We start from the raw sequence: 26,090 nt of genomic DNA, 5'->3' as shown, positions 1-26,090 counted from the left end.
CGCGAGCTCAACTCGCGCTTCTGCCCCGGTATATGGGGCCGTAAAATTCAGCTTCAAGGGCTGTTTGATGATTGACCCTACAAAAAACAGCTGCATTGTCATTCCCAGGCGAACTAAGTATTTCTTTCAATCAAGCAAATCGACCTAAGAGAGGGCATTGTCAGCCAGAAACAAAACACTGTATAAATAACCAGACCTAAAGCCTGGGAGCGGCCTTTATGCTGGTGCACCTGTCCGTACACAACTACGCCATCGTTGAACATCTCGATCTCGAACTCGATCGCGGGATGAGCGTGATCACAGGGGAAACCGGCGCCGGCAAGTCGATCATGCTCGACGCACTCGGCCTGACCCTGGGCGATCGCGCCGACAGCGGCGTGGTCCGCCCGGGCGCCGACAAGGCCGATATCCTCGCCACCTTCGACCTGATCGACATCCCGGAGGCCAGCGCCTGGCTGGCCGAGCGCGACCTCGAGAACGACGGCCCGTGCATCCTGCGCCGAGTGATCACCGCCGAAGGGCGATCGCGCGGCTATATCAATGGCACCCCCTGCCCCCTCGGTGACCTGAAGGCCCTGGGCGAGCTGTTGATCGATATCCACAGCCAGCACGAACACCAATCCCTGCTCAAAACCGATACCCACCGCCGCCTGCTCGACGAGTACGCCGGTGCCACGGACCTGGCCCGCCAAGTACAGCTGGCCGCCCAACGCTGGCGCCAGACCCGCCAGGAACTGGAACGCCTCTCCAATTCCGGTGACGAGCAACGCGCGCGTCATCAGTTGCTCAGTTATCAACTCGAAGAGCTGGAAAACCTCGGCCTCGGCGAAAGCGAGCTGGAGCAGTTGGAACAGGAACACAAGAACCTGACCAACGCCGAAACCCTGCTGGGCATTTGCCGGCAAGTGGTCGAACAATGCAGCGAAAGCGATTCTGGCAATGTATTGAACGCACTCACCGCCAGCCTCAACCGCTTGTCGAGCGTAAACAATTCGATCGGCGCCCTGGGCGAAGCCAGCAGCCTGCTGACCAGCGCGCAGATTCAGGTTGAAGAAGCCGTGGGCGAGCTGAACCGTTTTCTCGACAATTTCGACGCTGACCCAGCCCGCCTTCAATACCTGGAAGAGCGCCTCGATGCCATCTACACCCTGGCGCGCAAACACCGCATCCAGCCGACCGAAGTCGCCGAGATGCAGCAGAAGCTACTCGATGAAATCGAAACCCTGAATGCCAACGATGAATCCATCGAACGACTGAGCGATGAGCTGGCCTCCTACGCCCGTCATTATCAGGAGAAAGCTCGGGCACTGAGCGACCTGCGTCATCAAGCCTCGAGCAGCCTGGCCAGTGCCGTGGAACAGGAAATCCAGCGCCTGGGCATGCCCGGTGGCCGCTTCACCATCGAACTGCGCCCCAACAGCAGCGATGAACTGCTGCCCAACGGGCTCGAACAGGTAGAACTATTGGTGAGCGCCAACCCGGGGCAACCCTTGAAAGCCCTGGCAAAAGTAGCATCGGGTGGCGAGCTGTCGCGTATCAGCCTGGCCATTCAGGTGATCACTGCACAGACCTCGCGCGTACCGACGCTGGTGTTCGACGAAGTGGACGTGGGCATTGGCGGCCCGACCGCCGAGATTGTCGGCCAGTTGCTGCGACGCCTCGGGGAGCGCGGACAAGTGCTGACCGTGACTCACTTGCCGCAAGTGGCAGCGCAAGGGCATCAACATCTATTTGTGCACAAGGTCCGCGGTGAAGAGGCCACGCATACGGCCGTCTCCAAGCTGAGCAAGAATGATCGCGTGGAAGAAGTGGCGCGGATGCTGGGCGGCATCGACCTCACCAAAGAGTCCCTGGCACACGCGAAGAAAATGGTCGTTACCGCAAAAATCTAAGAACGGTAGAAAGCACGAAGGCGACCCTGGGGTCGCCTTCGCTCGTTTCGCGAACCTGAAGTTCGCGCGACATGCTTACTTTTTCTTGCGCACGTACAGTACAAGATTGTGATCAACCATCTCGAAGCCATACTTGTCGACGATGGCTTTCTGCAGCCGCTCGATTTCTTCGTCGAAGAATTCGATCACTTCGCTGGTTTCGACGTTGACCATATGGTCGTGATGCTTGCCATCGTCCAGCTCGAAGACCGCATGGCCTCCGTCGAAGTTGTGCCGCACCACAAGACCAGCTGCCTCGAACTGGGTCAGAACACGGTAAACCGTGGCCAGACCGACGTCCTCACCAGCCTCCATCAGCGCCTTGTAGACGTCCTCGGCACTCATGTGGCGTTGCTCGGCGGAATCGAGCATTTGCAGAATTTTGACCCGTGGAAGGGTCACTTTGAGGCCGGCTTTGCGTAGTTCGCTATTTTCAACCATGGTCAGCTTTCTCGCGATGCTGCTTCGCAGCTTCTCTTAATGCGGGTATGATCGGCGTTTACGTTGTCCCAGCCAAGATAGTGGAAGTCGCCCACCGATGCAAAACACCAAGCTCTTGCTAACCAGTTTCACCTTTGTGGGACTGCTCGCACTCGCCGGTTGTTCATTCCCCGGGGTTTACAAAATCGACATCCAGCAGGGCAATGTCGTCACGCAGGACATGATAGACCAGTTACGCCCGGGAATGACCCGCCGGCAAGTACGGTTTATCATGGGCAACCCTCTGCTGACCGACACGTTCCATGCCGATCGCTGGGATTATCTGTATAGCCTGCAACCGGGTGGCGGTGAACGCCAACAGGAACGCATTAGCGTTATCTTCAACCCAAATGACCAACTTGTCAGCCTCTCTGGCGACTTCATGCCAGGCGTGAGCCGCGACGAGGCCATTCTCGGCAAGGACAGCGGCACTACCGTGAGCGCGCCTGCAGAAAACGCCGAAAAGCCGAAGCCAGAAAAACCGGTCAAGCCAGGTTCGTTGCTGGACCAGATCCAGAAGGACGTGGACAACGTAGAAACCGTTCCAGTCCCGACACCAGAACCGCTGGAAACCTCGCCGCAATAATTTGCGACGCATAAAAAACCCGGCATGTCCGGGTTTTTTATCGCCTGGCATTTAGCCGAATCAATGATTCCGGGCTTTTGCCTCGGCCGCTTTGGCGGCACGCAACCGGCGCACTTCTTTCGGATCGGCGAGTAGCGGCCGATAAATCTCGATGCGGTCCCCTGCCTGAACCGCTCGAATGGCCGGCTCAGCGATCACTTTGCCAAAGATCCCAACCGGACAACTGGCCAGATCCACCTCAGGGAATTCGCTGTTGAGGCCGGATTTGAGCAACGCACCCCGTACCGTTGCGCCCACTGGCACCGTTACGGTCAGCAGCACCTGACGGTCAACGGCGGCATATACCACTTCGACCTTGATCACGGCCTCAACCATGCATCTGCTTCGCACGTTGGCAAAACGCGTCCATCAGCGTATTCGCCGCCTGATTAAACAGAGGCCCCAACGTCGCTCGCACCAGCGGCCCCGAGTAGTCGAACGACAAATCCAGACTGATCTTGCAGGCTTTCTCGCCCAACGGCTTGAACACCCAGACGCCGTGCAACTGGCTGAACGGACCTTCCTCGAGCTTCATCTCGATCGAACGCCCGGGCACCAGGGTGTTGCGCGTCACGAAATGCTGACTGAGACCACCCTTGGCCACGCCGACGCTGGCGCGCATGAACTCAGGAGAGCTTTCCAGAACTTCGGCCGACGAGCACCACGGCAGGAATTCCGGATAGCGAGCCACGTCATTGACCAAGTCATAAAGCGCTTGTGCCGGATACGGCAGCAGGGCCGAACGTTGAATGTGTGTCGTCATGTCAGCGTTACTTCCACAACTGGGCGGCAAACACTACAAGAATGCCGATGGGCGCCACATAGCGCATCAAGAACAGGGACAGGGCGAACAATACCGGACTGCGGATCGACAACTCGTCGCGCACTGCTTCACGCCCCATCACCCAACCCGCAAACACCACGAAACACAAACCACCGAGTGGCAGCATGATCCGCGAGGTGAAGAAGTCGATCACACCAAAGAAGTCGAGACCACCGGCGACTCCCCATTGGTAGAGATGGAACATCCCGCCTTCGTTCACGAAAAACTTGGCTTCCTTCCAGATATTGAAGGAAAACACAGTACCCAGACCGACGAACCAGCAGATGAATGCCAGCCAGAAGGTGACCCAGGCGCGGCTGATCTTCGTGCGTTCAACCAGGTAAGCCACCATCGGCTCGAGCAGGGAAATCGCCGAACTCCAGGCCGCAATCGCTACCAGCACGAAGAACACTACGCCCATCAACTGGCCGAACGCTACGTTACCAAAGGCAAATGGCAGGCTGACGAACATCAGGCCTGGGCCTTCACTCGGGTTCAGGCCAGCAGCGAACACAATCGGAAACAATGCCAGGCCGGCCAACAACGAAACGAAGGTGTCGAGCAGCGCCACACCGACGATGGTTCCGGAAATAGACGAATGCTTCGGCATGTAGGCGCCGTAGATCATGATCGAGCCGACGCCCACGCTCAGGGAGAAGAACGCGTGCCCCATGGCCGGCAGCAAGCCATCAAGCACCTTGTCCGGGTGGAAGTCGAACATGAAATGCACGCCCTCCATGAAGTGACCCGTGGTCATGCTGTAACCCAGCAGGACAATCACCATCACAAACAGCAGCGGCATCATGATCCGCAGGCTGCGCTCCAGCCCTGCGACCACGCCTTTGGCAATCACCACCGCGGAGAGGAGCATGAAAATCGTGTGCCAAAGTGTCAGACGCCATGGGTCGGCGATCACATTGCCGAAATACGCGCCGACCTCGCCTGCCGTCACACCCTGGAAATCGCCACGCCCCATATCAATGATGTAATCCAGCGACCAACCGCCGACCACACTATAGAAAGACAGGATCAGCAACGCCGTGATCATCCCGGCAAATGCGCCCCAGGACCACTTCGCCGAATGCCCCGCTTCCAGCGCCAGAACCTTCAAGGCATTGGCCGGGCTCTGCCGTGCGCGGCGGCCGATCAGGGTTTCGGCCAGCATCACGGGCATACCGATCAGCGCGATACAGGCCAGGAACATCAGCACGAAGGCTCCGCCACCGTAGACGCCGACCATGTAAGGGAATTTCCAGATACTACCCAACCCCACGGCCGAACCGGTCGCGGCGAGTATGAAGACCCAGCGGCTAGCCCAACTGCCGTGGACAGAAACCTTGTCTGTCGACATCGTTATCACGCCCAAGCGTTCAAAAAAGAGGCCGCATTGTCCGGGATTCAATCAACCTGCTCAAGCACGTAGCGATACCGTAGCCGACTCGCGTGCAACTCCCTATAATGCCGCCCCTATGGCTAAACAGAAGAAACACCCAACAGGGACCATCGCGCAAAACAAAAAGGCGCGACACGATTACTTCATCGAACATCGGTTCGAGGCTGGTCTGGTCCTGGCCGGCTGGGAAGTAAAAAGTCTGCGGGCAAGCAAGCTACAACTGGTTGACAGTTACGTACTGCTCAAGGATGGCGAAGCCTGGCTGCTCGGTAGCCACATCACGCCCCTGATGACCGCCAGCACGCACGTCATTGCCGATCCGGTTCGCACCCGAAAGTTGCTGCTGAACCGGCGCGAGCTGGAGAAGCTGGCCGCTGCCGTGCAGCAAAAAGGCTACGCCTGCGTGTGCCTGTCCTGGTACTGGAGCAAGCACATGGTCAAGTGCGAGATCGCTCTGGGCAAGGGCAAGAAGGAATACGACAAGCGTGATACCGAACGCGAGCGCGACGCCGGTCGTGAATTGCAGCGTGCGGTGCGGAACAAGGGCAAGGAAGATTAATCTTTCGGCCTGATCGCGGCTTTTGTGGCGAGGGAGCTTGCTCCCGCTCGGCTGCGAAGCAGTCGTAAACGATCTGCTTAACGGTGTGCTGGCCCGGGGGCCGCTTCGCGCCCCAGCGGGAGCAAGCTCCCTCGCCACAATAAACTGACTACATCCCCTTGCGCCGCTCGGCCCGAGCCATTCGCTGCACTTCCTGACGCACCTCTTCCAGCACTTCCTGCACATACAGAATGTGCCGACTGGAAACTTCCCGCGCCTGCTCTGCCCTGCCTTCGATAATCGCCAGGTACAACTCCCGATGCTGTGCGATCAGCATGTCGCGGGTTTCAGAACGTTGCTTGTACATGCCGCCAATGTTGGTCACCACGTTGCGCTTGAGCAGATCGAACAGCCCGCGGATGGTGTGCAGCAACACTGCGTTATGACTGGCCTCGGCGATCGCCAAGTGAAAATTTGCATCCGCTGTGCCCTCTTCCGCCCGGCTCACTTCATCGTGACGTGAATAGCAGTCCTGCAATTCATCGAACGCCGCCGTCAGCCGTTCGCGATCGACGTCGGTGGCGCGCAATGCCGCGTAATAAGCACAGGACGCTTCCAGGGTATGGCGAAACTCCAGCAAATCGCGCTGGGCCTCGGGGTTGCTTTCCAGCAGATGCAGCAGTGGATCGCTGAACGTCGAGCCTAGGGATTCCACCACATAATTGCCGCCGCCCTGACGACTGACCAGCAGCCCTTTGGCCACCAGTTTCTGGATCGCCTCACGCAACGAAGGACGTGACACGCCGAACTGCTCGGCCAACGCACGCTCCGCCGGCAGGCGTTCGCCAGCCTTCAAGGTGCCCTCGAGAATCATCCCCTCGAGTTGCTCGACAATATCGTCAGACAAACGGCGCTGCCGAATCTGATCAAACCCCATTACTCAATTCTCCACGATCCCGGCGGCTCGCCGGGCTCTCTATTCTGGCCTATCGGCGCTGCGCCAGCACCTACCAGACGACGCTTGATCGAACAGATCAGATGCTCTCTGCACCGCTCATTCGACAAAAGTTTCAGGGCGGCAAATTGACACACCGCCTCCAAGGCTTTTACCCTAGCCAACAGCGATTGTAAATTGGTATTACCAATTATCCAAGAACGCTGACCAGTGCCTGACCAACAACAATTAGGGGCCACCCCATATGCAAACCTGGCAACAGCTCTACAGCCCGCTCGGCAGTCTCGGCGTGTCCGCACTCGCGGCCGTCATTCCCATCGTATTTTTCTTTCTGGCTTTGGCCGTGTTCCGGCTCAAAGGCCACGTGGCCGGCAGCATCACCCTGGCCTTGGCCATTGCAGTAGCGATATTCGCCTTCCAGATGCCGGTCGATATGGCTTTCGCCGCCGCCGGATATGGCTTCGCCTACGGCCTGTGGCCGATTGCGTGGATCATCGTGGCTGCGGTGTTCCTCTACAAACTGACGGTCAAAAGTGGCCAGTTCGAAGTGATCCGCAGCTCGGTGCTGTCGATCACCGACGACCAACGCCTGCAGGTGCTGCTGATCGGCTTCTGCTTCGGCGCGTTTCTGGAAGGTGCCGCCGGTTTCGGCGCACCGGTAGCGATTACCGCCGCGCTGCTGGTTGGCCTGGGCTTCAACCCGCTGTACGCCGCAGGCCTGTGTTTGATCGCCAACACCGCGCCGGTGGCCTTTGGCGCATTGGGGATTCCGATCATCGTCGCCGGGCAAGTCACCGGTATCGACGCGTTCAAGATTGGCGCCATGGCCGGTCGGCAACTGCCATTGCTGTCGGTGTTCGTGCCGTTCTGGCTGGTGTTCATGATGGATGGCCTGCGTGGCGTTCGGGAAACCTGGCCTGCCGCACTGGTGGCCGGTTTGAGCTTTGCCGTCACCCAATACTTCACTTCAAACTTCATTGGCCCGGAGCTGCCGGACATCACCTCGGCGCTGGTCAGCCTGATTTCTCTGACCCTGTTCCTGAAAGTCTGGCAGCCAAAACGCGCCGCAGGCGCACACATCGTCGGCGCCGTCTCGGCTTCCGTGGTGTCCAGCGCCGGTGGTTTCGGCCAACCGCGCACCACCGTGGCTTCGCCTTACAACCTGGGGGAAATTTTCAAAGCCTGGTCGCCGTTCCTGATCCTCACCGTACTGGTCACAATCTGGACGCTGAAACCGTTCAAGGCCATGTTCGCCGCAGGTGGCTCGATGTATGGCTGGGTGTTCAACTTCGCGATCCCGCACCTGGATCAAATGGTGATCAAGATCGCACCGATCGTGACCGCCCCGACGGCGATGCCGGCGGTGTTCAAACTTGATCCGGTTTCCGCGACCGGCACGGCCATTTTCTTCTCCGCGCTGATCTCGATGCTGGTGCTGAAGATCAATTTCAAAACTGGTCTTACCACTTTAAAAGAGACGTTCTACGAACTGCGCTGGCCGATTTTGTCCATCGGCATGGTGCTGGCGTTCGCCTTCGTCACCAACTACTCGGGCATGTCGTCGACCATGGCTCTGGTATTGGCAGGCACCGGCGCGGCGTTCCCGTTCTTCTCGCCATTCCTCGGCTGGCTCGGTGTGTTCCTGACCGGCTCCGATACCTCATCCAACGCGCTGTTCAGTTCGCTGCAAGCGACCACCGCGCACCAGATCGGCGTCAACGACACCTTGCTGGTGGCGGCGAACACCAGCGGCGGGGTGACCGGCAAGATGATCTCGCCGCAATCGATCGCCGTGGCTTGCGCCGCGACCGGGCTGGTGGGCAAGGAATCGGATCTGTTCCGCTTCACCCTCAAGCACAGCCTATTCTTTGCAACGATCGTCGGCCTGATCACCTTGGCCCAGGCTTACTGGTTCACCGGCATGCTGGTGCACTAAGCACTACACACGACATGGAAAAAACCGATGCCGGATTACGCCCCCGGCGTCAGCTATTCACAACCGGGTCTGCAAGGCTGCTGAAAGCTTCCCTCTCTATATTCAGCAGCCTCAGCGGACGGATAACCGGGACCACCCGGAGACACACCTGATGAGCGAGCTTTTTTACAACGCCGTGCCGAACGCGACCCGCGTCGCCCCGCCACTGCCCGAACCTCGGCAATACCCCAGCGAAAAACCGTCACGGGTGTACCTGTTCGGAACCTGCGTGTTGGATCTGTTCTACCCCGAAGCCGGGATGGACGCGATCCACCTGCTGGAACGCGAGGGCATTCGTGTCGAATACCCGCAAGGGCAGAGCTGCTGCGGGCAACCGGCCTACACCTCGGGTTACACCGAACAGGCCCGGACCGTGGCGCGCTCGCAACTGGCATTGTTTGCCGGGGATTATCCGGTGGTGGTGCCGTCGGGTTCTTGCGCGGGCATGTTGCGCGAACACTATGCCGACTTGTTCAAGGACGAGCCGCAAACGCTGAAACAGGTTCAGGCCCTGGCCGCCCGGACGTACGAGCTGGCCGAGTTTCTGCTGTTTGTTTGCAAGGTGCAGCTCAAGGACAGCGGCGAACCGGTGAAAGTGGCGTTGCACACGTCGTGCTCGGCACGCCGTGAAATGAACACCCACCTGCATGGCCGTGAGTTGTTGGCGCAGCTGAGCAATGTGGAGCGAGTCGACCACAGCCACGAAAGTGAATGCTGTGGCTTTGGTGGGACTTTCAGCGTCCGTATGCCAGATATTTCCGGCGCGATGGTGGCTGACAAGACCCGTGCGTTGAAGGAATCCGGTGCGCACAAGGTACTCAGTGCCGATTGCGGTTGCCTGATGAACATCAACGGCTCGCTGGAGAAACAGCAGGAAGCGTTGCGCGGTCAGCATCTGGCCAGCTTCCTTTGGCAGCGAACCGGAGGTGCCCGATGAGCAGCTCCACGATTATTCCTACGGTCGCCGTAGAAGAAGATTTCCGCAGCCGGGCTCACAAGGCTTTGGCTGACACGCAATTGCGAAACAACTTTCGCACGGCGATGGACTCACTGATGAGCAAACGGGCAGCGTCTTTCAGCGATGCCCATGAAAGAGAACATTTGCGAGCGCTGGGCAACGCGGTCCGCGCCCGTGCGTTATCCAAGTTGCCCGACCTGCTCGAGCAGCTTGAACAGAACCTGACCCGCAACGGTGTGACAGTGCACTGGGCGGAAACGGTGGACGAAGCCAATGGCATCGTCTTATCGATCATCCGCGCTCACGAGGGGCGGCAAGTGATCAAGGGCAAATCGATGGTCAGCGAAGAGATGGAGATGAACCATGTCCTCGAAGCTCAAGGCATTGAATGCCTGGAGTCGGACATGGGCGAATACATCGTCCAGCTCGACCACGAGAAGCCTTCACACATCATTATGCCGGCGATCCACAAGAATGCCGGTCAGGTCGCGTCCTTGTTCCACGACAAACTTGGCGTGGAGTATACCAAGGACGTTGACCAACTCATTCAGATCGGTCGCAAAGTCTTGCGGCAGAAATTCTTCGAAGCGGACATCGGCGTCTCCGGCGTCAACTTCGCCGTGGCCGAAACCGGCACCCTGCTGCTGGTGGAAAACGAAGGCAACGGGCGCATGACCACCACGGTACCGCCGGTGCACATCGCCGTCACCGGTATCGAAAAAGTCGTGGAAAACCTGCGCGACGTGGTGCCGCTCTTGTCGCTACTGACCCGCTCGGCCCTGGGCATCCCGATCACCACCTACGTCAACATGATCTCCGGCCCGCGCAAGGAACATGAGCTCGACGGCCCTCAGGAAGTGCACCTGGTATTGCTCGACAATGGTCGCAGCCAGGCGTTTGCCGACAGCGAATTGCGCCAGACCCTGAACTGCATCCGCTGCGGCGCCTGTATGAATCATTGCCCGGTCTACACCCGAATCGGCGGCCATGCCTACGGCGAGGTTTACCCTGGGCCTATCGGAAAAATCATCACCCCGCACATGGTGGGCCTGGCGAAAGTCCCCGACCACCCGAGTGCGTCTTCGCTGTGCGGCGCCTGCGGCGAAGTCTGCCCGGTAAAAATTCCGATCCCCGCATTGCTGCGTCGCCTACGGGAAGAAAACGTCAAAGCCCCGGACAGCCCGCATCAAGTGATGCGCGGTCAGGGCAGCAAGTATTCGCGCAAAGAACGGTTTATCTGGAACGCCTGGGCGAAGCTCAACAGTTCGCCAACGCTTTATTGCCTGTTCGGTTTCTTCGCCACCCGCCTGCGAGCGATGACGCCGAGCAATGTCGGCCCGTGGACCCAAAACCACAGCGCACCGAAACCCGCGGCCCGCTCACTGCATGACATGGCCCGCGAGCATCTGGCCAAACAGGGAGACCGTTGATGAACGCCAAGCAAAACATCCTCGCCAAGTTGCGCAACAGTCTGACGGGCACCACGCCGGTGGCTGACAACTTCGATGTCGAACTGGTGACTGAGCCCTACACCTACACGCCAGAGCAACGCATCCCGCAACTGCGCAAACTGATGGAAGCGGTGCACACCGAAATTCATCTGGCCTCCAAAGATGGCTGGCCCGAATTGCTGGCGCAACTGCTGCAGGATCGCCAGTTGCCGAGCCTGTTGATTGCGCCGACGACACCCCACGGTCAACGTGTCACTCAGCATTGGGCGAAAAATCCTGCTCTGCCGACACTCAAAGCCTACGACCGTCCGGTCGAGGAATGGAAAGCCGAGTTGTTCAACGACACACCGGCCAGCCTCACCACCACCCTCGGCGCGATCGCCGCAACCGGTAGCCTGATTCTCTGGCCGACGCGGGAAGAACCGCGTCTGATGAGCCTGGTGCCGCCGGTGCATTTCGCCCTGCTCAAGGCCAGTGAAATCCGCGACAACTTCTATCAGGTGCAGCAGGAATTCGAATGGGCCCAAGGCATGCCGACCAACGCCTTGCTGGTGTCCGGCCCGTCGAAGACCGCCGACATCGAGCAAGTGCTGGCTTACGGCGCCCACGGCCCGAAAGACCTGGTGGTTCTGATTCTGGAGGACCAATGAGTCTACCGGCGGCTTTCCTGCGAGATGCACAGCAACTGATTCCTCAAACGCGACGTTTCGACGACCCGCTGTCGACCCTGGCCTTCGGCACCGACGCCAGTTTCTACCGGCTGATTCCGAAACTGGTGATTCGCGTCGAATCCGAAGATGAAGTGGTGGCGCTGCTCAAACTGGCGCAACGGGATAAAGTCCCGGTGACCTTCCGCGCCGCCGGCACCAGCCTGTCTGGCCAGGCCATCAGTGATTCGGTGCTGATCGTGTTGGGGGATAACTGGAACGGTCGCGAGATCCGTGGCCAGGGCACGCAAATACGTCTGCAACCGGGCGTGATCGGCGCCCAGGCCAACGCCTGGCTGGCACCGTTCGGACGCAAGATCGGTCCGGATCCTGCGTCGATCAACGCCTGCAAAATCGGCGGCATCGTCGCCAACAATGCCAGCGGCATGTGCTGCGGCACGGCGCAGAACACCTATCACACCCTGGCCGGGATTCGTCTGGTACTGGCCGATGGCAGCCGTCTCGATACCGAAGACGCCACCAGCGTGGCGGCGTTCCGTGAGAGCCACGCCGAGCTGCTGGAGCGTCTGGCGACATTGGGCCGCGAGACCCGCGCCAATGCCGAATTGGCTGCGAAAATTCGCCACAAATACCGTCTGAAAAATACCACTGGCCTGTCACTCAATGCGCTGGTGGATTTCGACGAGCCTGTGGATATCTTGAGCCACTTGCTGGTGGGCTCCGAAGGCACCCTCGGGTTCATCAGTGCGGTGACCTACGACACAGTGATCGACCACCCGAACAAGGCGTCGGCGCTGATCGTGTTCCCGGATGTAGAAACCTGCTGCAACGCAGTCACTGTGCTGAAAAGCCAACCCGTATCGGCGGTGGAATTGCTGGACCGGCGCAGCCTGCGCTCAGTGCAGGACAAGCCCGGCATGCCGGCTTTCGTACAACAACTGTCGACCAATGCCTGCGCCCTGCTGATCGAATCCCGCGCCGCCTCTTCCACTTTGCTGCAGGAACAACTGACGCAAATCATGGCGTCACTGACGAGTTTCCCGGTGGAGAAGCAAGTCGACTTCACCGAAGACCCGGTGGAAAACGCCCGGCTCTGGGCGATCCGCAAGGACACCTTCCCTGCCGTCGGCGCGGTGCGCAAAACCGGCACCACGGTGATCATCGAAGACGTGACCTTCCCGGTCGAACAACTGGCCAGCGGCGTCAACCGCTTGATTGAGCTGTTCGACAAACATCACTACGACGAAGCAATCCTTTTCGGACACGCCCTGGAAGGCAATCTGCACTTCGTCTTCACCCAAGGCTTCAACAGCGCGGAAGAAGTCGCACGCTACCAGGCGTTCATGGACGACGTGGCGCAGTTGGTGGCCGTTGAATTCGGCGGCTCGCTGAAGGCCGAACACGGCACCGGTCGTAACATGGCGCCCTTTGTCGAACTGGAATGGGGCCGCGACGCCTACCAGTTGATGTGGCAGCTCAAACGCCTGCTCGACCCCAACGGCATTCTCAACCCGGACGTGGTGCTCAGCGACGATCCGCAGATCCACCTCAAACACCTGAAACCGCTGCCCGCCGCCGATGAGATTGTGGATAAGTGCATTGAGTGTGGCTTTTGCGAACCGGTGTGCCCGTCCAAAGGCCTGACCTTGAGCCCACGCCAGCGCATCGTGATCTGGCGCGACATCCAGGCGAAGCAACGCGCCGGCATAGACACCGCCGAACTGGAACAGGCCTACGAATATCAGGGCATCGATACCTGCGCCGCCACAGGCCTGTGTGCACAACGCTGCCCTGTAGGCATCAACACCGGCGAGCTGGTGAAAAAGCTCCGTGGCCGTAAGGCAACCCATACGAAAACTGCCAACTGGATTGAAGGCAATTTCGCCACTGCGTTGCAAGGCGCGCGGTTCACCCTGCACGTGGCCAACGGTGCGCGGATGCTGTTGGGGGCGCCACGTTTGGCAAAGCTGTCGGCAACATTGACGCGCTTATCCAAAGGCCAGGTCCCGCAATGGACCAACGCCATGCCACAGCCGGAAAGGGCCATTCGCTTCAGCCCCAGCGTGTCGGACGAACGCCCTCGGGTGGTGTATCTCGCGGCTTGCGTGTCGCGGGTCATGGGCCCGGCGGCGGGTGATAAAGAGCAAATGTCGCTGTACGACAAAACCTGTGGCCTGCTGGAAAAGGCCGGTTACCAGGTCGTCTTTCCAGACAATCAGGACAACCTCTGCTGCGGTCAGCCATTCGCCTCCAAAGGCTACGCCGAACAGGCCGAACACAAACGCCAGGAACTGATCGGCGCGCTACTGCACGCCAGCCGCGGCGGGCTCGACCCGATCTATTGCGATACCAGCCCCTGTACCTTGCGGCTGGTTCAAGACCTGGGCGATGTTCGACTGGACCTGTACGACCCGGTGCGGTTCATCCGTACTCACTTGATGGATCGTCTCGATTTCACACCCCAGGAAGCGCCGATCGCGGTGCATGTCACCTGCAGCACTCAACATCTTGGCGAGAGCCAGGCGTTGATCGATCTTGCGCGCAAGTGCAGTAACAACGTGGTCATTCCGGAAGGCATTCACTGTTGCGGATTTGCCGGCGACAAGGGCTTTACCACGCCGGAATTGAACGCCCATTCGTTACGCACACTGAAAGACGCGGTACAGCAATGCAGCGAAGGGATTTCCACCAGCCGCACCTGTGAGATTGGTCTGACGCAACACGGTGGGATCGACTACCACGGGCTGGTCTACCTCGTGGACCGGGTCACCCAGGCCAGAGCGGTCTGACACCGAGGCACCAAAAGAAGCGCGTTTTGGCTAATGCCAGTCAGAAAGGGCACCGCAGTCCCTGTGGGAGCGAGCCTGCTCGCGATAGCGGCGGGTCAGGCAACATAGATGCTGAATGTACCGCCGTCATCGCGAGCAGGCTCGCTCCCACAAGTTGCGCGTCTTAACTGACTGGCACCAGTCATTTTTGCCTCTTTTTCGCATCCACCTCCCGGAAAAATCTTTCACTCCGTCGCAAGCGAAAATAGAACCCTTGCACGCCGTCACAGTCCATTTGTTAAGCCCCAATCAGCGTGGCCCAATCCCACCCCCGTTCCAGGAGATACCCATGAAGCGTTCCGCCCTGGCTGGACTGCTCATCGCTGCAACAATGCTGGCCTCCTCCGCATACGCATCAAACGACAGCGACCAATGCGTAATGAAGCTCCAGGAGGTCAATAGCAAACTGTCCAGCGCCACCACGCTGGACGCCGCCACCAAAGGTGTCGTCATCACCAAAGCCGAACAAGCCAAGGCCGCCCACGCCTCCAACAACGACAGAGAGTGTGTTTCCCTGACGCAGCAAGCGCTTCAGGACATTCAAAGCCACATGAATAGCCATTAGGGCCGGGCCAGAGCCAATCCGGCGTCGGCCCTGACGTTCAGGTAAGGACAGAAGGTCGACTCGCCGCGCGCATTGGCGTACACTGCGCTTACCTGCTGGTTACACACAGCAGGTTCGGGGCCGTTTAGGATTCGACGCCGGTTGCGAAACTTTAGGTGCATGCCGAGTTGGTAACAGAACTCGTAAATCCACTGTTGCAACTACTTATAGTTGCCAATGACGAAACCTACGGCCAGGAATTCTCTCTCGCTGCGTAAGCAGCCTTAGATCCTGAGCTTCTGGTACCTTCGGGTCCAGCAATCACCAGGGGATGTCTGTAAACCCAAAGTGATTGTCATATAGAACAGAATCGCCGTGCAGTACGTTGTGGACGAAGCGGCTAAAACTTACACAACTCGCCCAAAGCACCCTGCCCGTCGGGTCGCTGAGGGTTAACTTAATAGACACGGCTACGCATGTAGTACCGACAGCGGAGTACTGGCGGACGGGGGTTCAAATCCCCCCGGCTCCACCACTTCATCATCTAAAGACGTCCACGGACGTCTTTTTTTGTGCCTGGAATCCAGTAAATACGGGGGTTTCAGGGCTACTGGGGGCTTTGCAGGGTTTCTGAGTTCCAGGCGCTTTGGTATCCCAGGTGGTATCCCGGACTACCAAATGCTATTTTCAGGATACCAAAACGGTGCTGGAGGTAGCCCCCATGCCTACTAACGCAACCCGCCTCTCCGATCGCCAGCTCAAGGCGATCAAGGCAACTGGTAAAGACTTCGTCCTCAGCGACGGCGATGGCTTGCAGCTTCGAGTACGCGCCAGCGGCTCGATGATGTGGAATTTCAATTACCGCGAGCCGTTGACCAGAAGCCGTATCAACATGGCGCTTGGTCCATACTCTGACCTCTCGCTAGCCAACGCCCGAAAGAAAGCCGCAGAGGCGCGTGAGTTGCTCGCTTTGGGCACACTGCCGCGTTGCAGTTGCCATATAGCAGTTTGATTGCACCAACAGCTAGTCTGTATTAGCGTGGCCGTCTGACAAGGAGCGTCACGGCCGATGGCCGTCGCTCAAGATTTACTTTTGAGAGGCTGCCATGACCGACCAGATTGCTTTTGAAGTTAACGACTTCGCTTCCAACCCTGAACCACGGGTTCCGTGCTTACTTTTGCTGGACGTTTCCATGTCCATGCGTGGTCGTCCCCTGGACGAACTCAATGCTGGTCTAGCTCAATTTAAAGACGAGCTGGCCGCCGACTCGTTGGCCATGCAACGTGTCGAAGTGGGCATCGTCACATTCGGGCCTGCTCGCATCGAAACCCCGTTTACTGCTGCGGGCGCGTTCTATGCACCCCATCTCGAGGCACAGGCAGATACGCCGATGGGCGAGGCCATCCGCATGGGTCTAGACATGATCGAAATGCGCAAGGGTGACTACAAGGCTAACGGGATTGCCTACTACCGCCCCTGGGTGTTCTTGATCACAGACGGAGGCCCAACGGATGAGTGGAAGAGCGCCGCAGCAGCGGTGAAGGAAGGTGAGGCGGCGAAGAAGTTTGCTTTCTTTGCCGTCGGCGTCGAAGGAGCCAACATGGATACCTTATCTCAGATCAGCGTCCGCGAGCCCTTGAAGCTACAGGGGCTGCGCTTTCGTGAGTTATTCCAGTGGCTCTCCGCTTCCATGAAGAGCGTTTCGCAGTCGACCCCCGGCACCGAAGTGAAGCTCGAGGCTCCGTCTGGATGGGCAAACGTTTGAATTGGGAGTGCGTAAGCGCAGCGGTCATTGGTACCTCTCACGTCGAGCGCGGCGGAGTATGCCAAGACCGCGCCTCAGCGCGTCTGTACCAACAAGGCGCGCGACCATGGCTGGCGCTGTTTGTTGCTGACGGTGCAGGCAGTGCTAGCCATGGCGAATATGGTGCGCAGATGGCTATCGAAGTGGCCACCGCGTGCGTCGAGCGGATGATGAATCTGCCAGAAGTAAGTCTGGGCGACCAGCTGGCGGTTGAAACAATTACTGCTATCCGAGCGGAGATTTACGCCACCGCCGAGCAAGCGGGATGTACCGCTCGGGACTACGCCTGCACCTTCATCGCCCTGCTGTCTTCGGATCTGGGCACGCTGGTCTTTCAGATTGGAGATGGGGGCGTGGTCCTTGATGTCGGCGAAGGACTGGAGCTCGCAATTCAACCGATGAACGGCGAGTACGCCAACATGACCCACTTCGTCACCGATGAGGACGCACTCGATCACTTGGAGAGCCGGTCTTACGGGGGGATCGTGCTGCGGGCAGCAGCTTTCTCTGATGGAGTTCAACGCCTGGCGATCGACATGGCCACAGGTACGCCGCACCCTCCTTTTTTTGCCCCATTCTTCACCGTGCTCGGTACTGTCACGCCAGGCAAGCGCGACCAATTGCCTCGTGCGCTTGAAGCGTTCCTAGCCAGCGAAAAAGTTAACGAGCGCACCGACGACGACAAGTCGATGGCGTTAGCCCTGCTCAGAGGCTGAGATGTCGAGAACGATGTTCAACGGAGCTGGACAGGCGATCGTCCTGGGCAAGAAACTCGGCACCGGCGGTGAAGGTTCTGTTTATGAAATGGTCGGTGTCAATCACTTGGTAGCGAAGGTCTACCACGAAGCGCCGGACCAACAGAAGCAGGCCAAGCTTCGGCTCATGTCGCGCAGCCGCAGCGAGCAGCTGCTCAAGTATACAGCCTGGCCGCAAGACACTCTCCACTCGACGAAGATGGGGTCGGTGACGGGGTTCGTAATGGCGAAAGTCGAAGGCATGACCCCCGTCCAGACGCTGTACAGCCCTGCCCATCGCAAAAGCGAGTACCCCGACCGCGCATGGGACTTCCTGTTATTCGCTGCACGTAACACCGCCTCCGCGTTCACGGCGCTTCACGAGCATGGCCACGTACTGGGGGACGTGAACCATGGCAATGCGTACGTCGGATCAAAGGCAACCATCGTGTTGATTGACACCGATTCGTACCAGATACACGACGGCAATCGCCTGCATCTGTGTGAGGTGGGTGTCTCACACTACACCCCACCAGAACTACAAGGTATATCGTTCAAGGGTGTCACACGTACCGCGAACCACGATAACTTTGGCCTAGCCCTGCTGATCTTTCACCTGTTGTTTGGCGGGCGGCATCCCTTCGCGGGTGTCCCCCAACGCGATGGGATCGGCGAGTCACTTGAAGACAATATCAAGCAACTGCGTTTCGCCTACTCGCGTAGCGCATCCCAGCGGCTGCTGACGTCCCCTCCTAATTCGCTTCCACTGTCTCTAGTGCCTCCACGTCTAGAAAACATGTTCGAGGCCGCTTTCACTGAGGAAGGGCGTGCTGGTCGCCGACCGACTGCGAAGCAGTGGCTTGATGAGCTGGACGAGATGCGCAAAGCCATGAGGGTCTGTGGCAAAACCAAGATGCATGTCTTTTCGAATCACCTTCGAGATTGCCCTTGGTGCGCGCTCGAAAATAAAGGCGTTGTCTATTTTATTAACGCGACCGTTTACGCGACCGGCCCCACAGGCACGCCGGTCAACATCGGTCAGGTTTGGGCTGCAATCTGTAACGTGGAAGCACCGGTCGAGCTGCCCCTTCCCCAGATCAGTCAGATCAAAGTTACCGCAACCCCTCCGCCGACGGGCTTCGTACCTGATAGCGCTCGGTGGGTAATGTCCATCGGACTGATTGCGGCTGTAATTTTTGCCATGAACGCAATACCAGCCATTACGCTCTGGCTGATGGTCGCAGGAGCCGGAGGTTTAGTTGGGATCTGGAACATTGGCAGCGCTGCCAAGCGAATGGAGCTTTCCCGTCGTTCCTCGGCTAGGCAAACGGCTCAGCAACATTACAAACATGCCGTCGAGGCGCTTAACCGGGAAGCCGGGGTAAAAGCATTCAGTGATAAGCATGATGAGTTGGGACGGCTTAAGAGCGAGTTCGACCAGCTTCCTGCGTCCGAGCAGAGGGAGCTAGCTTCGCTGCAAGGCAATGCAGAAAAGCGGCAAAAGCAAAAACATCTGGATAAGTATTTCATTGATAAGGCGAACCTGCCCGGAATCGGACCGGCGAAGCGCGCAGCGCTTCAGAGCTTCGGGATAGAGACTGCTGGGGACGTCGAATGGAATAGGGTCCGTCGCATTAAAGGCTTCGGTGACGTACTCACAAGGACTTTGGTGGACTGGCGAAAGAGTCACGAGCGCAACTTCCGTTTCAACCCTAGCCAGGCTGTCACTCCTGCGGATATCAATGCAGTTAAACAGGCAATACAGGCGAGAAAGCAGCAGATCGACCAACAGATGCGCGCTGGACTTCAGGAGCTTCGACAGTTCGCTACCAAGCAGCAGCAAGCAATTCACCGTCATCAACCCACAATCCAAGCGGCAGCGAAGAGACTCGCTCAAGCAGAAGCTGACTGCGCAGCTCTATGACGCTTCAATGATGGACGGCCTTCTACCGTGCCCGATGTGGCACCGTCGCCAAGAAACAATAAATAGGTTGTTAAGGTCCGTCGGTGCTGTTGATTAAATATAGCGATCACATACGCAGAAGATTTTCGACAAAAGACCCAGATTTACTGGGCTAGAGGGCTTAGCCGTGTGCGCCTGGGTTGTTAAGGTTGGTTAAGGATGCCTCCCTGTTTGAGGGAGGTCATTTACCGACGTTAGCCCTGAGACTCAAGTATCGAAACACTGCATCGCGAAGCGCAATACCGCCCCCCGACCAATGAGAAATGAAATGTTCGACATCACATCTGATGACATCAATCAGCTCGACGATACAGATCTAAGGGAGTTGGTCGGGCGGCTATGCGAAGCCGAACTGGTGAGCCGCGGCTTGTCAGCGGCGGCTGTGACATGGGGAGGCAATCAAACGGCACCAGATGGGGGTCTTGACGTACGCGTGGCCCTGCCGAAAGGCACTTCTATCGACGGCTTTGTCCCACGCTTCTCAACCGGGTTCCAAGTCAAGAAACCAGACATGCCCAAAGCCGCCATCCTAGTCGAGATGCGGCCCGCGGGCGTGATACGCCCTGTTATACAAGAACTTGCAGATGAGTCGGGAGCTTACGTTATTGTCAGCTCCACAGGATCAACAGCCGACGGCGCTCTCCGCAATCGCCAAAATGCGTTGCGTGAGGCATTGGACGGCGTAGACGACGCAGGTCAACTCCACACCGATTTCTACGACCGTACTCGCTTGGCGACGTGGGTTCGACAACACCCTGGGCTTATAACTTGGGTCAAGGAGAAGGTTGGTAGGGCACTATTGGGTTGGCGTCCTTATGGGCCTTGGAGCGGCGCGACTGAAGGCATAGATGCCGAGTACCTGATGGATGACAAGCTGCGTTTGCACCTAGATAAACACAGCGATGCTCCCACTCAGCCGATCGCCGACTCCATCGATGAGCTTCGCGACATGCTAGCTCACCCTGGTAAAATGGTGCGCTTAGTCGGTCTTTCAGGCGTTGGGAAGACTCGTCTTGTCCAAGTCCTATTCGATTCTCGGATCGGCTCGCGCCCACTGTCACCGTCCCTTGCCGTTTACACCAACTTATCTGACAACCCAACCCCACAACCAACCGGACTGGCTTCTGACCTAATCGCGAACCGCACGCGAGCGATCCTTATTGTGGACAACTGCCCTCCAGATCTGCACCGTAGGCTCTCAGATCTATGTAGCGGACATGACAGTACCGTTAGCGTCATCACGGTAGAGTACGATGTACGCGACGATCAGCCCGAGGGAACTCAAGTTGTCACTCTTGAAACGTCTTCGCCGGAGTTAATCGAGAAGCTGCTCCAACGCCGCTACCCATACCTGTCTCAAGTGAACGCGCGTACCGTTGCCGAGGCATCGGGCGGCAACGCCCGAATTGCGATCGCACTAGCCGAGACGGTTGAGCGATCAGACTCGATCGCTGGCCTTTCGAACGACGAGCTCTTCCAGCGGTTGTTTCGGCAACGACAAGACCCAAATGATGCACTGCTCCTTGCCGCCCAAGCTTGCTCGCTTGTTTACTCCTTTCAAGGCGAAGCACTTGTCGGAGAAGAAGCTGAAATCCCACGGCTAGCCTCGCTTGCAGGGCAAGCTCCGCTGGAGACCTACCGTCATGTAAACGAACTGCTCCGGCGGGACCTCGTACAGCAGCGCAGTACTTGGCGGGCGGTGCTCCCGCACGCCATCGCGAACCGGCTCGCTGCTCGTGCGCTTGAGGATTTGCCCTATGACCTCATTAATCAGCATCTGATCGAGGGCGGAACCGAGCGTCTTGCAAGATCCTTCTCGCGACGATTGTCGTTCCTACACGACCACCCCAAAGCCCTTGCCATAGTAAAGAGATGGCTCGATCCTGACGGCCTCCTAGGCGACGTCACAGCTTTGAGCGACCTCGGGAAAGAGATGTTCGAAAACGTCGCTCCCGTGCTACCGGAGAAGGCACTAGCAACTCTAGAAAGAGTCGACAATTGCCAACCTGACATCGCGATTGCGACATGGCAGCGACACCTTTCTCTACTGCGCTCTCTCGCTTACGACCCCGTCCTCTTTGAACGGAGTACCAAACTGCTCGCTCGAGCTGCAATGCAGAGCGAAGATCAGCAGGAAACCAAGGAGGCATCTGACACCCTCACCTCTCTTTTCACGATCTACCTTTCCGGAACGCACGCAACAATCGAGCAACGCCTTAGCGTAGTAGAGAAGCTTCTCAAATCTGGTGAAGCCAAAGCACTGGAGTTAGGTTTGGCTGCTCTAGATAAAGTGCTGGAGGTGGATAATTTTAGCTCGAGTTACCAATTCGAGTTTGGCGCCCGATCACGGGACTACGGGTACCGGCCGCAAAGAGAAGTCGACATCATGAGCTGGTATGCGGCAGCCCTTAGTCTAATAGAACGCTTGTTCCTCTCTGAGGAAAACCTCAAGCCCGAGCTACGTGATTTGCTGGCGCGTAACTTTCGTGGTCTCTGCGGTTTGGCGCCATTACAGGATGACGTCGAGCGTCTATTCCGTATTTTTTCCAGTGAACGATTTTGGCGCGCCGGTTGGTCAGCCTGTCGGGAGATAATTCAATTTGATAAGGATTGGCTGACACCTGAGGCATCATTACGCCTATCGGCACTCGAGGCAGATTTGAGACCGTCCGGCATTTCGGATCAGGTGCGAGCAGTGGTGCTAGGTAAAAGTTATGACAGCTTTGAGTTAGAAGAGATTGATGTAAATAGTGGATTATCACGTGCATCTGAACGCCTAGACGTGAGCGCTCTTCAGCTCGGTGCAGCGGTAGCAATTGATGACAGCGTGTTCACAGAGCTACTGCCTGACCTCCTCCGCGGCGGAAACAGGACTTGGACATTTGGGCGTGGGCTTGCCGGTGCGTCACCGGATCTACGTGCTACTTGGGAAAGGCTTGTTGAAGGACTTCAGAAAACTGATCTAGAGCACCGTGACATTCAGTTACTCAAGGGCTTTTTAGCCGAAGTTTGGGAGCATGATAGAAACCTTGCACAGCAACTTCTCGACTCGGCGCTTGATCAGCCCGTCTTGATAACGTTCCTACCGGAATTGCACTCCGCCGTGATACTAGATGCGCGCGGGGTTGAACGGCTGAAACGAGCGCTAAATGAGAGGCTAGTACCGGTCTGGATGTACCAACATTTAACGCTGTCGCGAATTGACATTCATATGGCAAGCGGTGTGATCAAGGATCTGCTCTGCCTCATAGCAAACCAACCCGACGGCTTCAACGTGGCCTTGGAGCTTCTGTTCAGGCTTCTCCATTCGGATAGTTCTGCACAGCAGAAGCACGTACCGGAGCTCCTCGAGGTTGGTCAAGAGCTCCTCCAGGGCATAAAATTCCGGAAGGGTAACGCACGCGACGACTTCTACTTGGCAGACCTTGTAAGATTCTGCCTTAAGGGCCCTGAAGGCAGGCTAATTGCGGGGGAGGTTGCATTGAGGCTGAAAAAGGCCATTGCGGCCCGTGACGTCTATGCATTCGACAACGATGATTTGCTCAAAGCTTTACTTGAACTTCAGCCGGTAGCCGTCCTAGATGCACTACTCACAGGTGATGAAAAGGACCTGCGGGCTGGAGTGTCCGTGTTCAAATACACCGGCCGCAATCGGGCCAACCCAGTTGATTCAATCTCGTGCGAATTACTAATCTCTTGGTGTGAAGGAGATCGCGATAGCCGTTACCCACGTGCTGCCGCGATCATTACGTTCGCACGTCGCCCCAAAGCGAATGATCCACTTATCTGGTCTGAGCAAGCAAAGACTCTTATCGCCGGCGCGCCGGCCCCAGAAAGTGTAATAGCCGTGTTTATCGAACGGTTCCGACCGAACCCTTGGAGCGGCTCGCTAGCGGCGCTGATTGAGGCTAACGCTCGATTGCTGGACAGTCTTGAGACGGATGCTCTGCCCGAACTCAAACTTTTCGTGACCGAAGCCAAGGCCAAATTGGCGCAAGACATCGCGCTGGCGCGTAAGTGGGAGACTGAGCAAGACCGAGCACAGGACGAGCGATTCGAATAGTGCGGGGCAGTCACGGAAACGCAAAACATTCAGTCAGATTTTTGCCGGCCTCACGGTCGACCTGTGAGTCTCAAGCTCCTAGCACTGGTTGCGTAGCCATTGCTTGAAATATACGGTACGTTCCAAGGTAAGCGTACGGGCAAACCGTCTTGCACGACTAAGCCGGACGCCACCTATGCGGCAGCAGCGCTGCAATCTCACTTGCCCGCTGCGTAGGCAGGCGCGTCAGCACATCCTTCAGGTAGGCATACGGATCGTGCCCATTGTTCCGGGCCGACTGGATCAAACTCATGATCGCAGCGGCGCGTTTGCCGCTGCGTAGCGACCCAGCAAGTCGAGTCAGCCGAAGGGAATTTCACCCCTCGGCTGCTCACAGAACCGTACGTGACAGTCTCCCGTCATACGGCTCTTGATCACACATTCGATGCACGTAGTAAATACCAATGCGCGAACAGCTCCGGATTCTCTCTTCGAACAAGGCTCAGTCGATGCTCCGCTTGACGTATAGAGATTCGGTACTTGCTCTTCATCCATTTGAGCAGGCGCGATTGCAATGCGCTCCACAATCGATAGCTGAAGTTTCTGTACCAGAATTTACCGTAGTATTCGATCCATCCTCGAATCACAGCGTTGTACCTGCGAGAAAAATCCCTCAGGTCATCCGTCGTGGATCGATGGATGCGCCAGTGTTTGATCGTGTCTACCATCCTGCGCATCGCCTTCATCGACGCTCCCGGCATGCACTTACGAAAGAGTTCGCCCTTGGAGTTCCTCAGGGTTCGCACCTTGAAGTCATAGCCGAGAAAGGTGAAGCTCGTCGCGACGTTGTGCCGCTCAAAGGTGTCGATGTAGACAGTCTTCGACTTTTCTTCGTTGATGGTCAGGCCTACTTCACTCATCCGTCGTGTCAGACTCTCCCTGATTCGAACAGCCTCGCTCATCCTTGTGCAGTGAATAACAATATCGTCGGCATACCGTTCAAACGGCACGCCGCGATGCGTCCTGTCCATCCAACGATCAAAGGCGTAATGCAGGAATAAATTGGCTAACAAGGGCGAGATCACACCCCCTTGAGGTGTTCCTCGTCCCCGTTCCTGAAGCAACCCCGTCTCACTCTGCATCGGCGCTTGCAGCCAGCGTCGGCAGTACAAGATCACCCATTTCGGCATCTGGTGATGTTCCAGAGCCTTGATGATCAGGTCATGCCCAACGTGGTCGAAGAACGCGCTGATGTCCACTTCCAGTACCCAGTTCTTACGACGGCACCGAATGGAACATTGACGCAAAGCATCGTGGGCCGATCTTCCGGGCCTGTACCCATACGAGTCAGGATGGAAAATCGGATCGATCACAGCCTCCACATATCTTTTCACTGCGCCTTGGGCTACCCGGTCAGAGACCGTAGGAATGCCAAGGATGCGCTCCTTGCCGTTGTCTTTTGGAATGCGCTTTTCCCGTACAGGTGGCGGGAAATACGACCCTGAACACAACCGGTTCCAGATGCGGTAGAGGTTATGATCGCGTTGCCGATCAAAGTCCGTGAGCGTCTGACCATCACAGCCAGGCGCGCCACGATTGCGGCGTACATCCTGATACGCCATCCACACCAGCGATTTCGGTATTTCGAATGCTTTTCGCTGCACTAAAACGTCATCCTCGTTTGAGTTGTGTCCCGCACAACGAAAGTGATCCCCACCCCTTCGCTCCAGCCCCATTACAGGTCTTTCATCACTACTACGGGTGAGTCCGTCCCTATCCCCACGGTACGTGCCGAGGATAGGTTCTCACGTTCCCCAAAATGGCCTGGCTCAGGTTCTTGCTGCCTTAACAACGGGTGCCGTGCAGTCGGTAGACAGGTGTCCTCTGCACTTCTCGGGGCCCGGCTATACAAACCCGTTTTGACACCAGTGGAGATTTCGTCGCTTCATCAGTCAGTTCACTTGCGTTCAACTACCTGGGCCTTACGTGACAGTAGTTTCTCTGCCTTTTCCCGAATCGCTCACCACCAACATGCTGAACATGTTCGCAGCATCGGGTCGTTTGATCAGTGCGCCTGTACGCCCTGACCGGAGGGCCTACCTCCATCCACCTTGGAACATGGAGTGTCATGCCGCCGTTTTCATCTCGTCGTCATGACGACTCCTTCGTGACACACACAGCCAGTTCTTTCTTCCGATCACGAAGGGCCTGATGGCGCGTTCGGCAGCGTTGTTGTCGATCGGCAAGTAACCTTCCTCGACGTACCGTTCAAGTTTGTTCCAGTTGCTCGCCAGGTAGCTGATGGCTTTGCCCAGGGCGTTTTGAGCGGTGACCTGGGGTTGGGTCTTTTCCATCCAGCTTTTCAACTGAGCCAGCA

The 26,090-nt window shown here is 57.6% G+C and carries 19 protein-coding genes, 1 other RNA gene and 3 pseudogenes; 15 read left to right on the top strand and 8 right to left on the bottom strand.

All coding sequences use genetic code 11. The features are described from left to right. Positions 1 to 218 precede the first annotated feature (218 nt). Positions 219 to 1,892 carry a DNA repair protein RecN gene (recN, locus tag AACY49_RS25145; RefSeq protein WP_258697620.1) on the top strand — a complete coding sequence of 558 codons (1,674 nt, stop codon included), beginning with the start codon at positions 219 to 221 and terminating at the stop codon, positions 1,890 to 1,892. 75 nt (positions 1,893 to 1,967) lie between these two features. On the opposite strand, the gene fur is transcribed toward recN, so the two are convergent. Then, the gene (fur, locus tag AACY49_RS25140; RefSeq protein ID WP_003197684.1) at positions 1,968 to 2,372 is read right to left on the bottom strand and encodes a ferric iron uptake transcriptional regulator; all 405 of its coding nucleotides are present in this window, start codon (positions 2,370 to 2,372) and stop codon (positions 1,968 to 1,970) included. Positions 2,373 to 2,469: 97 nt separating this feature from the next. Here fur and AACY49_RS25135 point away from each other — a divergent pair, with 97 nt between their 5' ends. Then, entirely contained in the window at positions 2,470 to 2,997 is a 528-nt protein-coding gene (locus AACY49_RS25135; RefSeq protein WP_320392279.1) for an outer membrane protein assembly factor BamE, read from the top strand. Between the two features lie 60 nt (positions 2,998 to 3,057). On the opposite strand, the gene AACY49_RS25130 is transcribed toward AACY49_RS25135, so the two are convergent. Genes AACY49_RS25130 through AACY49_RS25120 form a run of 3 tightly spaced genes read right to left on the bottom strand, consistent with a single transcriptional unit; the run spans position 3,058 to position 5,210 of the window. Further along, entirely contained in the window at positions 3,058 to 3,372 is a 315-nt protein-coding gene (locus tag AACY49_RS25130; RefSeq protein ID WP_339527080.1) for an RnfH family protein, read from the bottom strand. Then, on the bottom strand, positions 3,365 to 3,799 hold the full coding sequence (locus AACY49_RS25125; RefSeq protein ID WP_339527078.1) for a type II toxin-antitoxin system RatA family toxin: 435 nt from the start codon (positions 3,797 to 3,799) through the stop codon (positions 3,365 to 3,367). The genes AACY49_RS25130 and AACY49_RS25125 overlap by 8 nt, the downstream gene beginning before the upstream one ends. Before the next feature lie 7 nt (positions 3,800 to 3,806). Next, positions 3,807 to 5,210, bottom strand: a complete 1,404-nt coding sequence (locus AACY49_RS25120; RefSeq protein WP_258697624.1) for a sodium-dependent transporter — start codon at positions 5,208 to 5,210, stop codon at positions 3,807 to 3,809. A 118-nt stretch (positions 5,211 to 5,328) separates the two neighbouring features. Between AACY49_RS25120 and smpB the strand changes: the two genes are divergently transcribed. Further along, positions 5,329 to 5,811, top strand: coding sequence for an SsrA-binding protein SmpB (gene smpB, locus AACY49_RS25115; RefSeq protein WP_095169483.1), 483 nt, complete (start codon positions 5,329 to 5,331; stop codon positions 5,809 to 5,811). A 148-nt stretch (positions 5,812 to 5,959) separates the two neighbouring features. Here the strand turns inward: smpB and AACY49_RS25110 are convergent, their stop codons facing one another. Beyond that, on the bottom strand, positions 5,960 to 6,727 hold the full coding sequence (locus tag AACY49_RS25110; protein WP_258697625.1) for a GntR family transcriptional regulator: 768 nt from the start codon (positions 6,725 to 6,727) through the stop codon (positions 5,960 to 5,962). A 262-nt stretch (positions 6,728 to 6,989) separates the two neighbouring features. Here AACY49_RS25110 and AACY49_RS25105 point away from each other — a divergent pair, with 262 nt between their 5' ends. From AACY49_RS25105 to AACY49_RS25050, 12 genes and pseudogenes are all read left to right on the top strand, one after another. Continuing rightward, positions 6,990 to 8,681, top strand: a complete 1,692-nt coding sequence (locus tag AACY49_RS25105; protein WP_339527075.1) for a lactate permease LctP family transporter — start codon at positions 6,990 to 6,992, stop codon at positions 8,679 to 8,681. A 151-nt stretch (positions 8,682 to 8,832) separates the two neighbouring features. Beyond that, on the top strand, positions 8,833 to 9,657 hold the full coding sequence (locus tag AACY49_RS25100) for a (Fe-S)-binding protein (protein ID WP_339527073.1): 825 nt from the start codon (positions 8,833 to 8,835) through the stop codon (positions 9,655 to 9,657). Continuing rightward, a complete protein-coding gene (locus tag AACY49_RS25095; protein ID WP_339527071.1) occupies positions 9,654 to 11,108 on the top strand; it encodes a LutB/LldF family L-lactate oxidation iron-sulfur protein in 1,455 nt (484 codons plus the stop codon). The genes AACY49_RS25100 and AACY49_RS25095 overlap by 4 nt, the downstream gene beginning before the upstream one ends. Continuing rightward, the gene (locus tag AACY49_RS25090; protein ID WP_339527069.1) at positions 11,108 to 11,779 is read left to right on the top strand and encodes a LutC/YkgG family protein; all 672 of its coding nucleotides are present in this window, start codon (positions 11,108 to 11,110) and stop codon (positions 11,777 to 11,779) included. The genes AACY49_RS25095 and AACY49_RS25090 overlap by 1 nt, the downstream gene beginning before the upstream one ends. Continuing rightward, the gene (locus AACY49_RS25085) at positions 11,776 to 14,586 is read left to right on the top strand and encodes an FAD-binding and (Fe-S)-binding domain-containing protein (protein WP_339527067.1); all 2,811 of its coding nucleotides are present in this window, start codon (positions 11,776 to 11,778) and stop codon (positions 14,584 to 14,586) included. Before AACY49_RS25090 ends, AACY49_RS25085 begins: the two co-directional genes overlap by 4 nt. A gap of 328 nt (positions 14,587 to 14,914) precedes the next feature. Continuing rightward, positions 14,915 to 15,190: a hypothetical protein gene (locus tag AACY49_RS25080; protein WP_258697630.1), complete on the top strand. Its 276-nt coding sequence runs from the start codon at positions 14,915 to 14,917 to the stop codon at positions 15,188 to 15,190. 116 nt (positions 15,191 to 15,306) lie between these two features. Continuing rightward, positions 15,307 to 15,704: a transfer-messenger RNA gene (ssrA, locus tag AACY49_RS25075) on the top strand. A gap of 186 nt (positions 15,705 to 15,890) precedes the next feature. Further along, positions 15,891 to 16,157 (top strand): annotated as a pseudogene (locus AACY49_RS25070) (Arm DNA-binding domain-containing protein); the annotation flags it as partial. Positions 16,158 to 16,275: 118 nt separating this feature from the next. After that, entirely contained in the window at positions 16,276 to 16,935 is a 660-nt protein-coding gene (locus tag AACY49_RS25065; RefSeq protein ID WP_339527065.1) for a vWA domain-containing protein, read from the top strand. Next, entirely contained in the window at positions 16,920 to 17,690 is a 771-nt protein-coding gene (locus AACY49_RS25060) for a PP2C family serine/threonine-protein phosphatase (RefSeq protein ID WP_339527063.1), read from the top strand. Before AACY49_RS25065 ends, AACY49_RS25060 begins: the two co-directional genes overlap by 16 nt. 13 nt (positions 17,691 to 17,703) lie before the next feature. After that, positions 17,704 to 19,632, top strand: coding sequence for a helix-hairpin-helix domain-containing protein (locus tag AACY49_RS25055; RefSeq protein WP_339527061.1), 1,929 nt, complete (start codon positions 17,704 to 17,706; stop codon positions 19,630 to 19,632). A gap of 307 nt (positions 19,633 to 19,939) precedes the next feature. Next, positions 19,940 to 23,734, top strand: a complete 3,795-nt coding sequence (locus tag AACY49_RS25050; protein WP_339527059.1) for a hypothetical protein — start codon at positions 19,940 to 19,942, stop codon at positions 23,732 to 23,734. 157 nt (positions 23,735 to 23,891) lie between these two features. Here AACY49_RS25050 and AACY49_RS25045 read toward each other — a convergent pair. The 3 genes and pseudogenes from AACY49_RS25045 to AACY49_RS25035 all read right to left on the bottom strand — a co-directional run. After that, a pseudogene (locus tag AACY49_RS25045) lies at positions 23,892 to 24,065 on the bottom strand (transposase domain-containing protein); the annotation flags it as partial. An 82-nt stretch (positions 24,066 to 24,147) separates the two neighbouring features. Then, positions 24,148 to 25,377, bottom strand: coding sequence for a group II intron reverse transcriptase/maturase (ltrA, locus tag AACY49_RS25040; RefSeq protein WP_339527057.1), 1,230 nt, complete (start codon positions 25,375 to 25,377; stop codon positions 24,148 to 24,150). A gap of 513 nt (positions 25,378 to 25,890) precedes the next feature. Next, positions 25,891 to 26,090 (bottom strand): annotated as a pseudogene (locus AACY49_RS25035) (IS66 family transposase); the annotation flags it as partial.

Origin of the sequence: Pseudomonas sp. EL_65y_Pfl2_R96 (assembly GCF_963970905.1) — a bacterium.
Taxonomy (GTDB): domain Bacteria; phylum Pseudomonadota; class Gammaproteobacteria; order Pseudomonadales; family Pseudomonadaceae; genus Aquipseudomonas.
This window is presented reverse-complemented; position numbering and strand designations above follow the sequence as displayed.

Bases quoted from the DNA above. Each gene is read 5' to 3' on its own strand.
- AACY49_RS25055 (WP_339527061.1), top strand. From the start codon at position 17,704: ATGTTCAACGGAGCTGGACAGGCGATCGTCCTGGGCAAGAAACTCGGC.
- AACY49_RS25060 (WP_339527063.1), top strand. From the start codon at position 16,920: ATGGGCAAACGTTTGAATTGGGAGTGCGTAAGCGCAGCGGTCATTGGT.
- AACY49_RS25090 (WP_339527069.1), top strand. From the start codon at position 11,108: ATGAACGCCAAGCAAAACATCCTCGCCAAGTTGCGCAACAGTCTGACG.
- AACY49_RS25100 (WP_339527073.1), top strand. From the start codon at position 8,833: ATGAGCGAGCTTTTTTACAACGCCGTGCCGAACGCGACCCGCGTCGCC.
- AACY49_RS25080 (WP_258697630.1), top strand. From the start codon at position 14,915: ATGAAGCGTTCCGCCCTGGCTGGACTGCTCATCGCTGCAACAATGCTG.
- fur (WP_003197684.1), bottom strand. From the start codon at position 2,372: ATGGTTGAAAATAGCGAACTACGCAAAGCCGGCCTCAAAGTGACCCTT.
- AACY49_RS25120 (WP_258697624.1), bottom strand. From the start codon at position 5,210: ATGTCGACAGACAAGGTTTCTGTCCACGGCAGTTGGGCTAGCCGCTGG.
- AACY49_RS25050 (WP_339527059.1), top strand. From the start codon at position 19,940: ATGTTCGACATCACATCTGATGACATCAATCAGCTCGACGATACAGAT.
- smpB (WP_095169483.1), top strand. From the start codon at position 5,329: ATGGCTAAACAGAAGAAACACCCAACAGGGACCATCGCGCAAAACAAA.
- AACY49_RS25130 (WP_339527080.1), bottom strand. From the start codon at position 3,372: ATGGTTGAGGCCGTGATCAAGGTCGAAGTGGTATATGCCGCCGTTGAC.
- AACY49_RS25105 (WP_339527075.1), top strand. From the start codon at position 6,990: ATGCAAACCTGGCAACAGCTCTACAGCCCGCTCGGCAGTCTCGGCGTG.
- recN (WP_258697620.1), top strand. From the start codon at position 219: ATGCTGGTGCACCTGTCCGTACACAACTACGCCATCGTTGAACATCTC.
- AACY49_RS25095 (WP_339527071.1), top strand. From the start codon at position 9,654: ATGAGCAGCTCCACGATTATTCCTACGGTCGCCGTAGAAGAAGATTTC.
- AACY49_RS25110 (WP_258697625.1), bottom strand. From the start codon at position 6,727: ATGGGGTTTGATCAGATTCGGCAGCGCCGTTTGTCTGACGATATTGTC.
- AACY49_RS25135 (WP_320392279.1), top strand. From the start codon at position 2,470: ATGCAAAACACCAAGCTCTTGCTAACCAGTTTCACCTTTGTGGGACTG.
- AACY49_RS25085 (WP_339527067.1), top strand. From the start codon at position 11,776: ATGAGTCTACCGGCGGCTTTCCTGCGAGATGCACAGCAACTGATTCCT.
- AACY49_RS25065 (WP_339527065.1), top strand. From the start codon at position 16,276: ATGACCGACCAGATTGCTTTTGAAGTTAACGACTTCGCTTCCAACCCT.
- AACY49_RS25125 (WP_339527078.1), bottom strand. From the start codon at position 3,799: ATGACGACACACATTCAACGTTCGGCCCTGCTGCCGTATCCGGCACAA.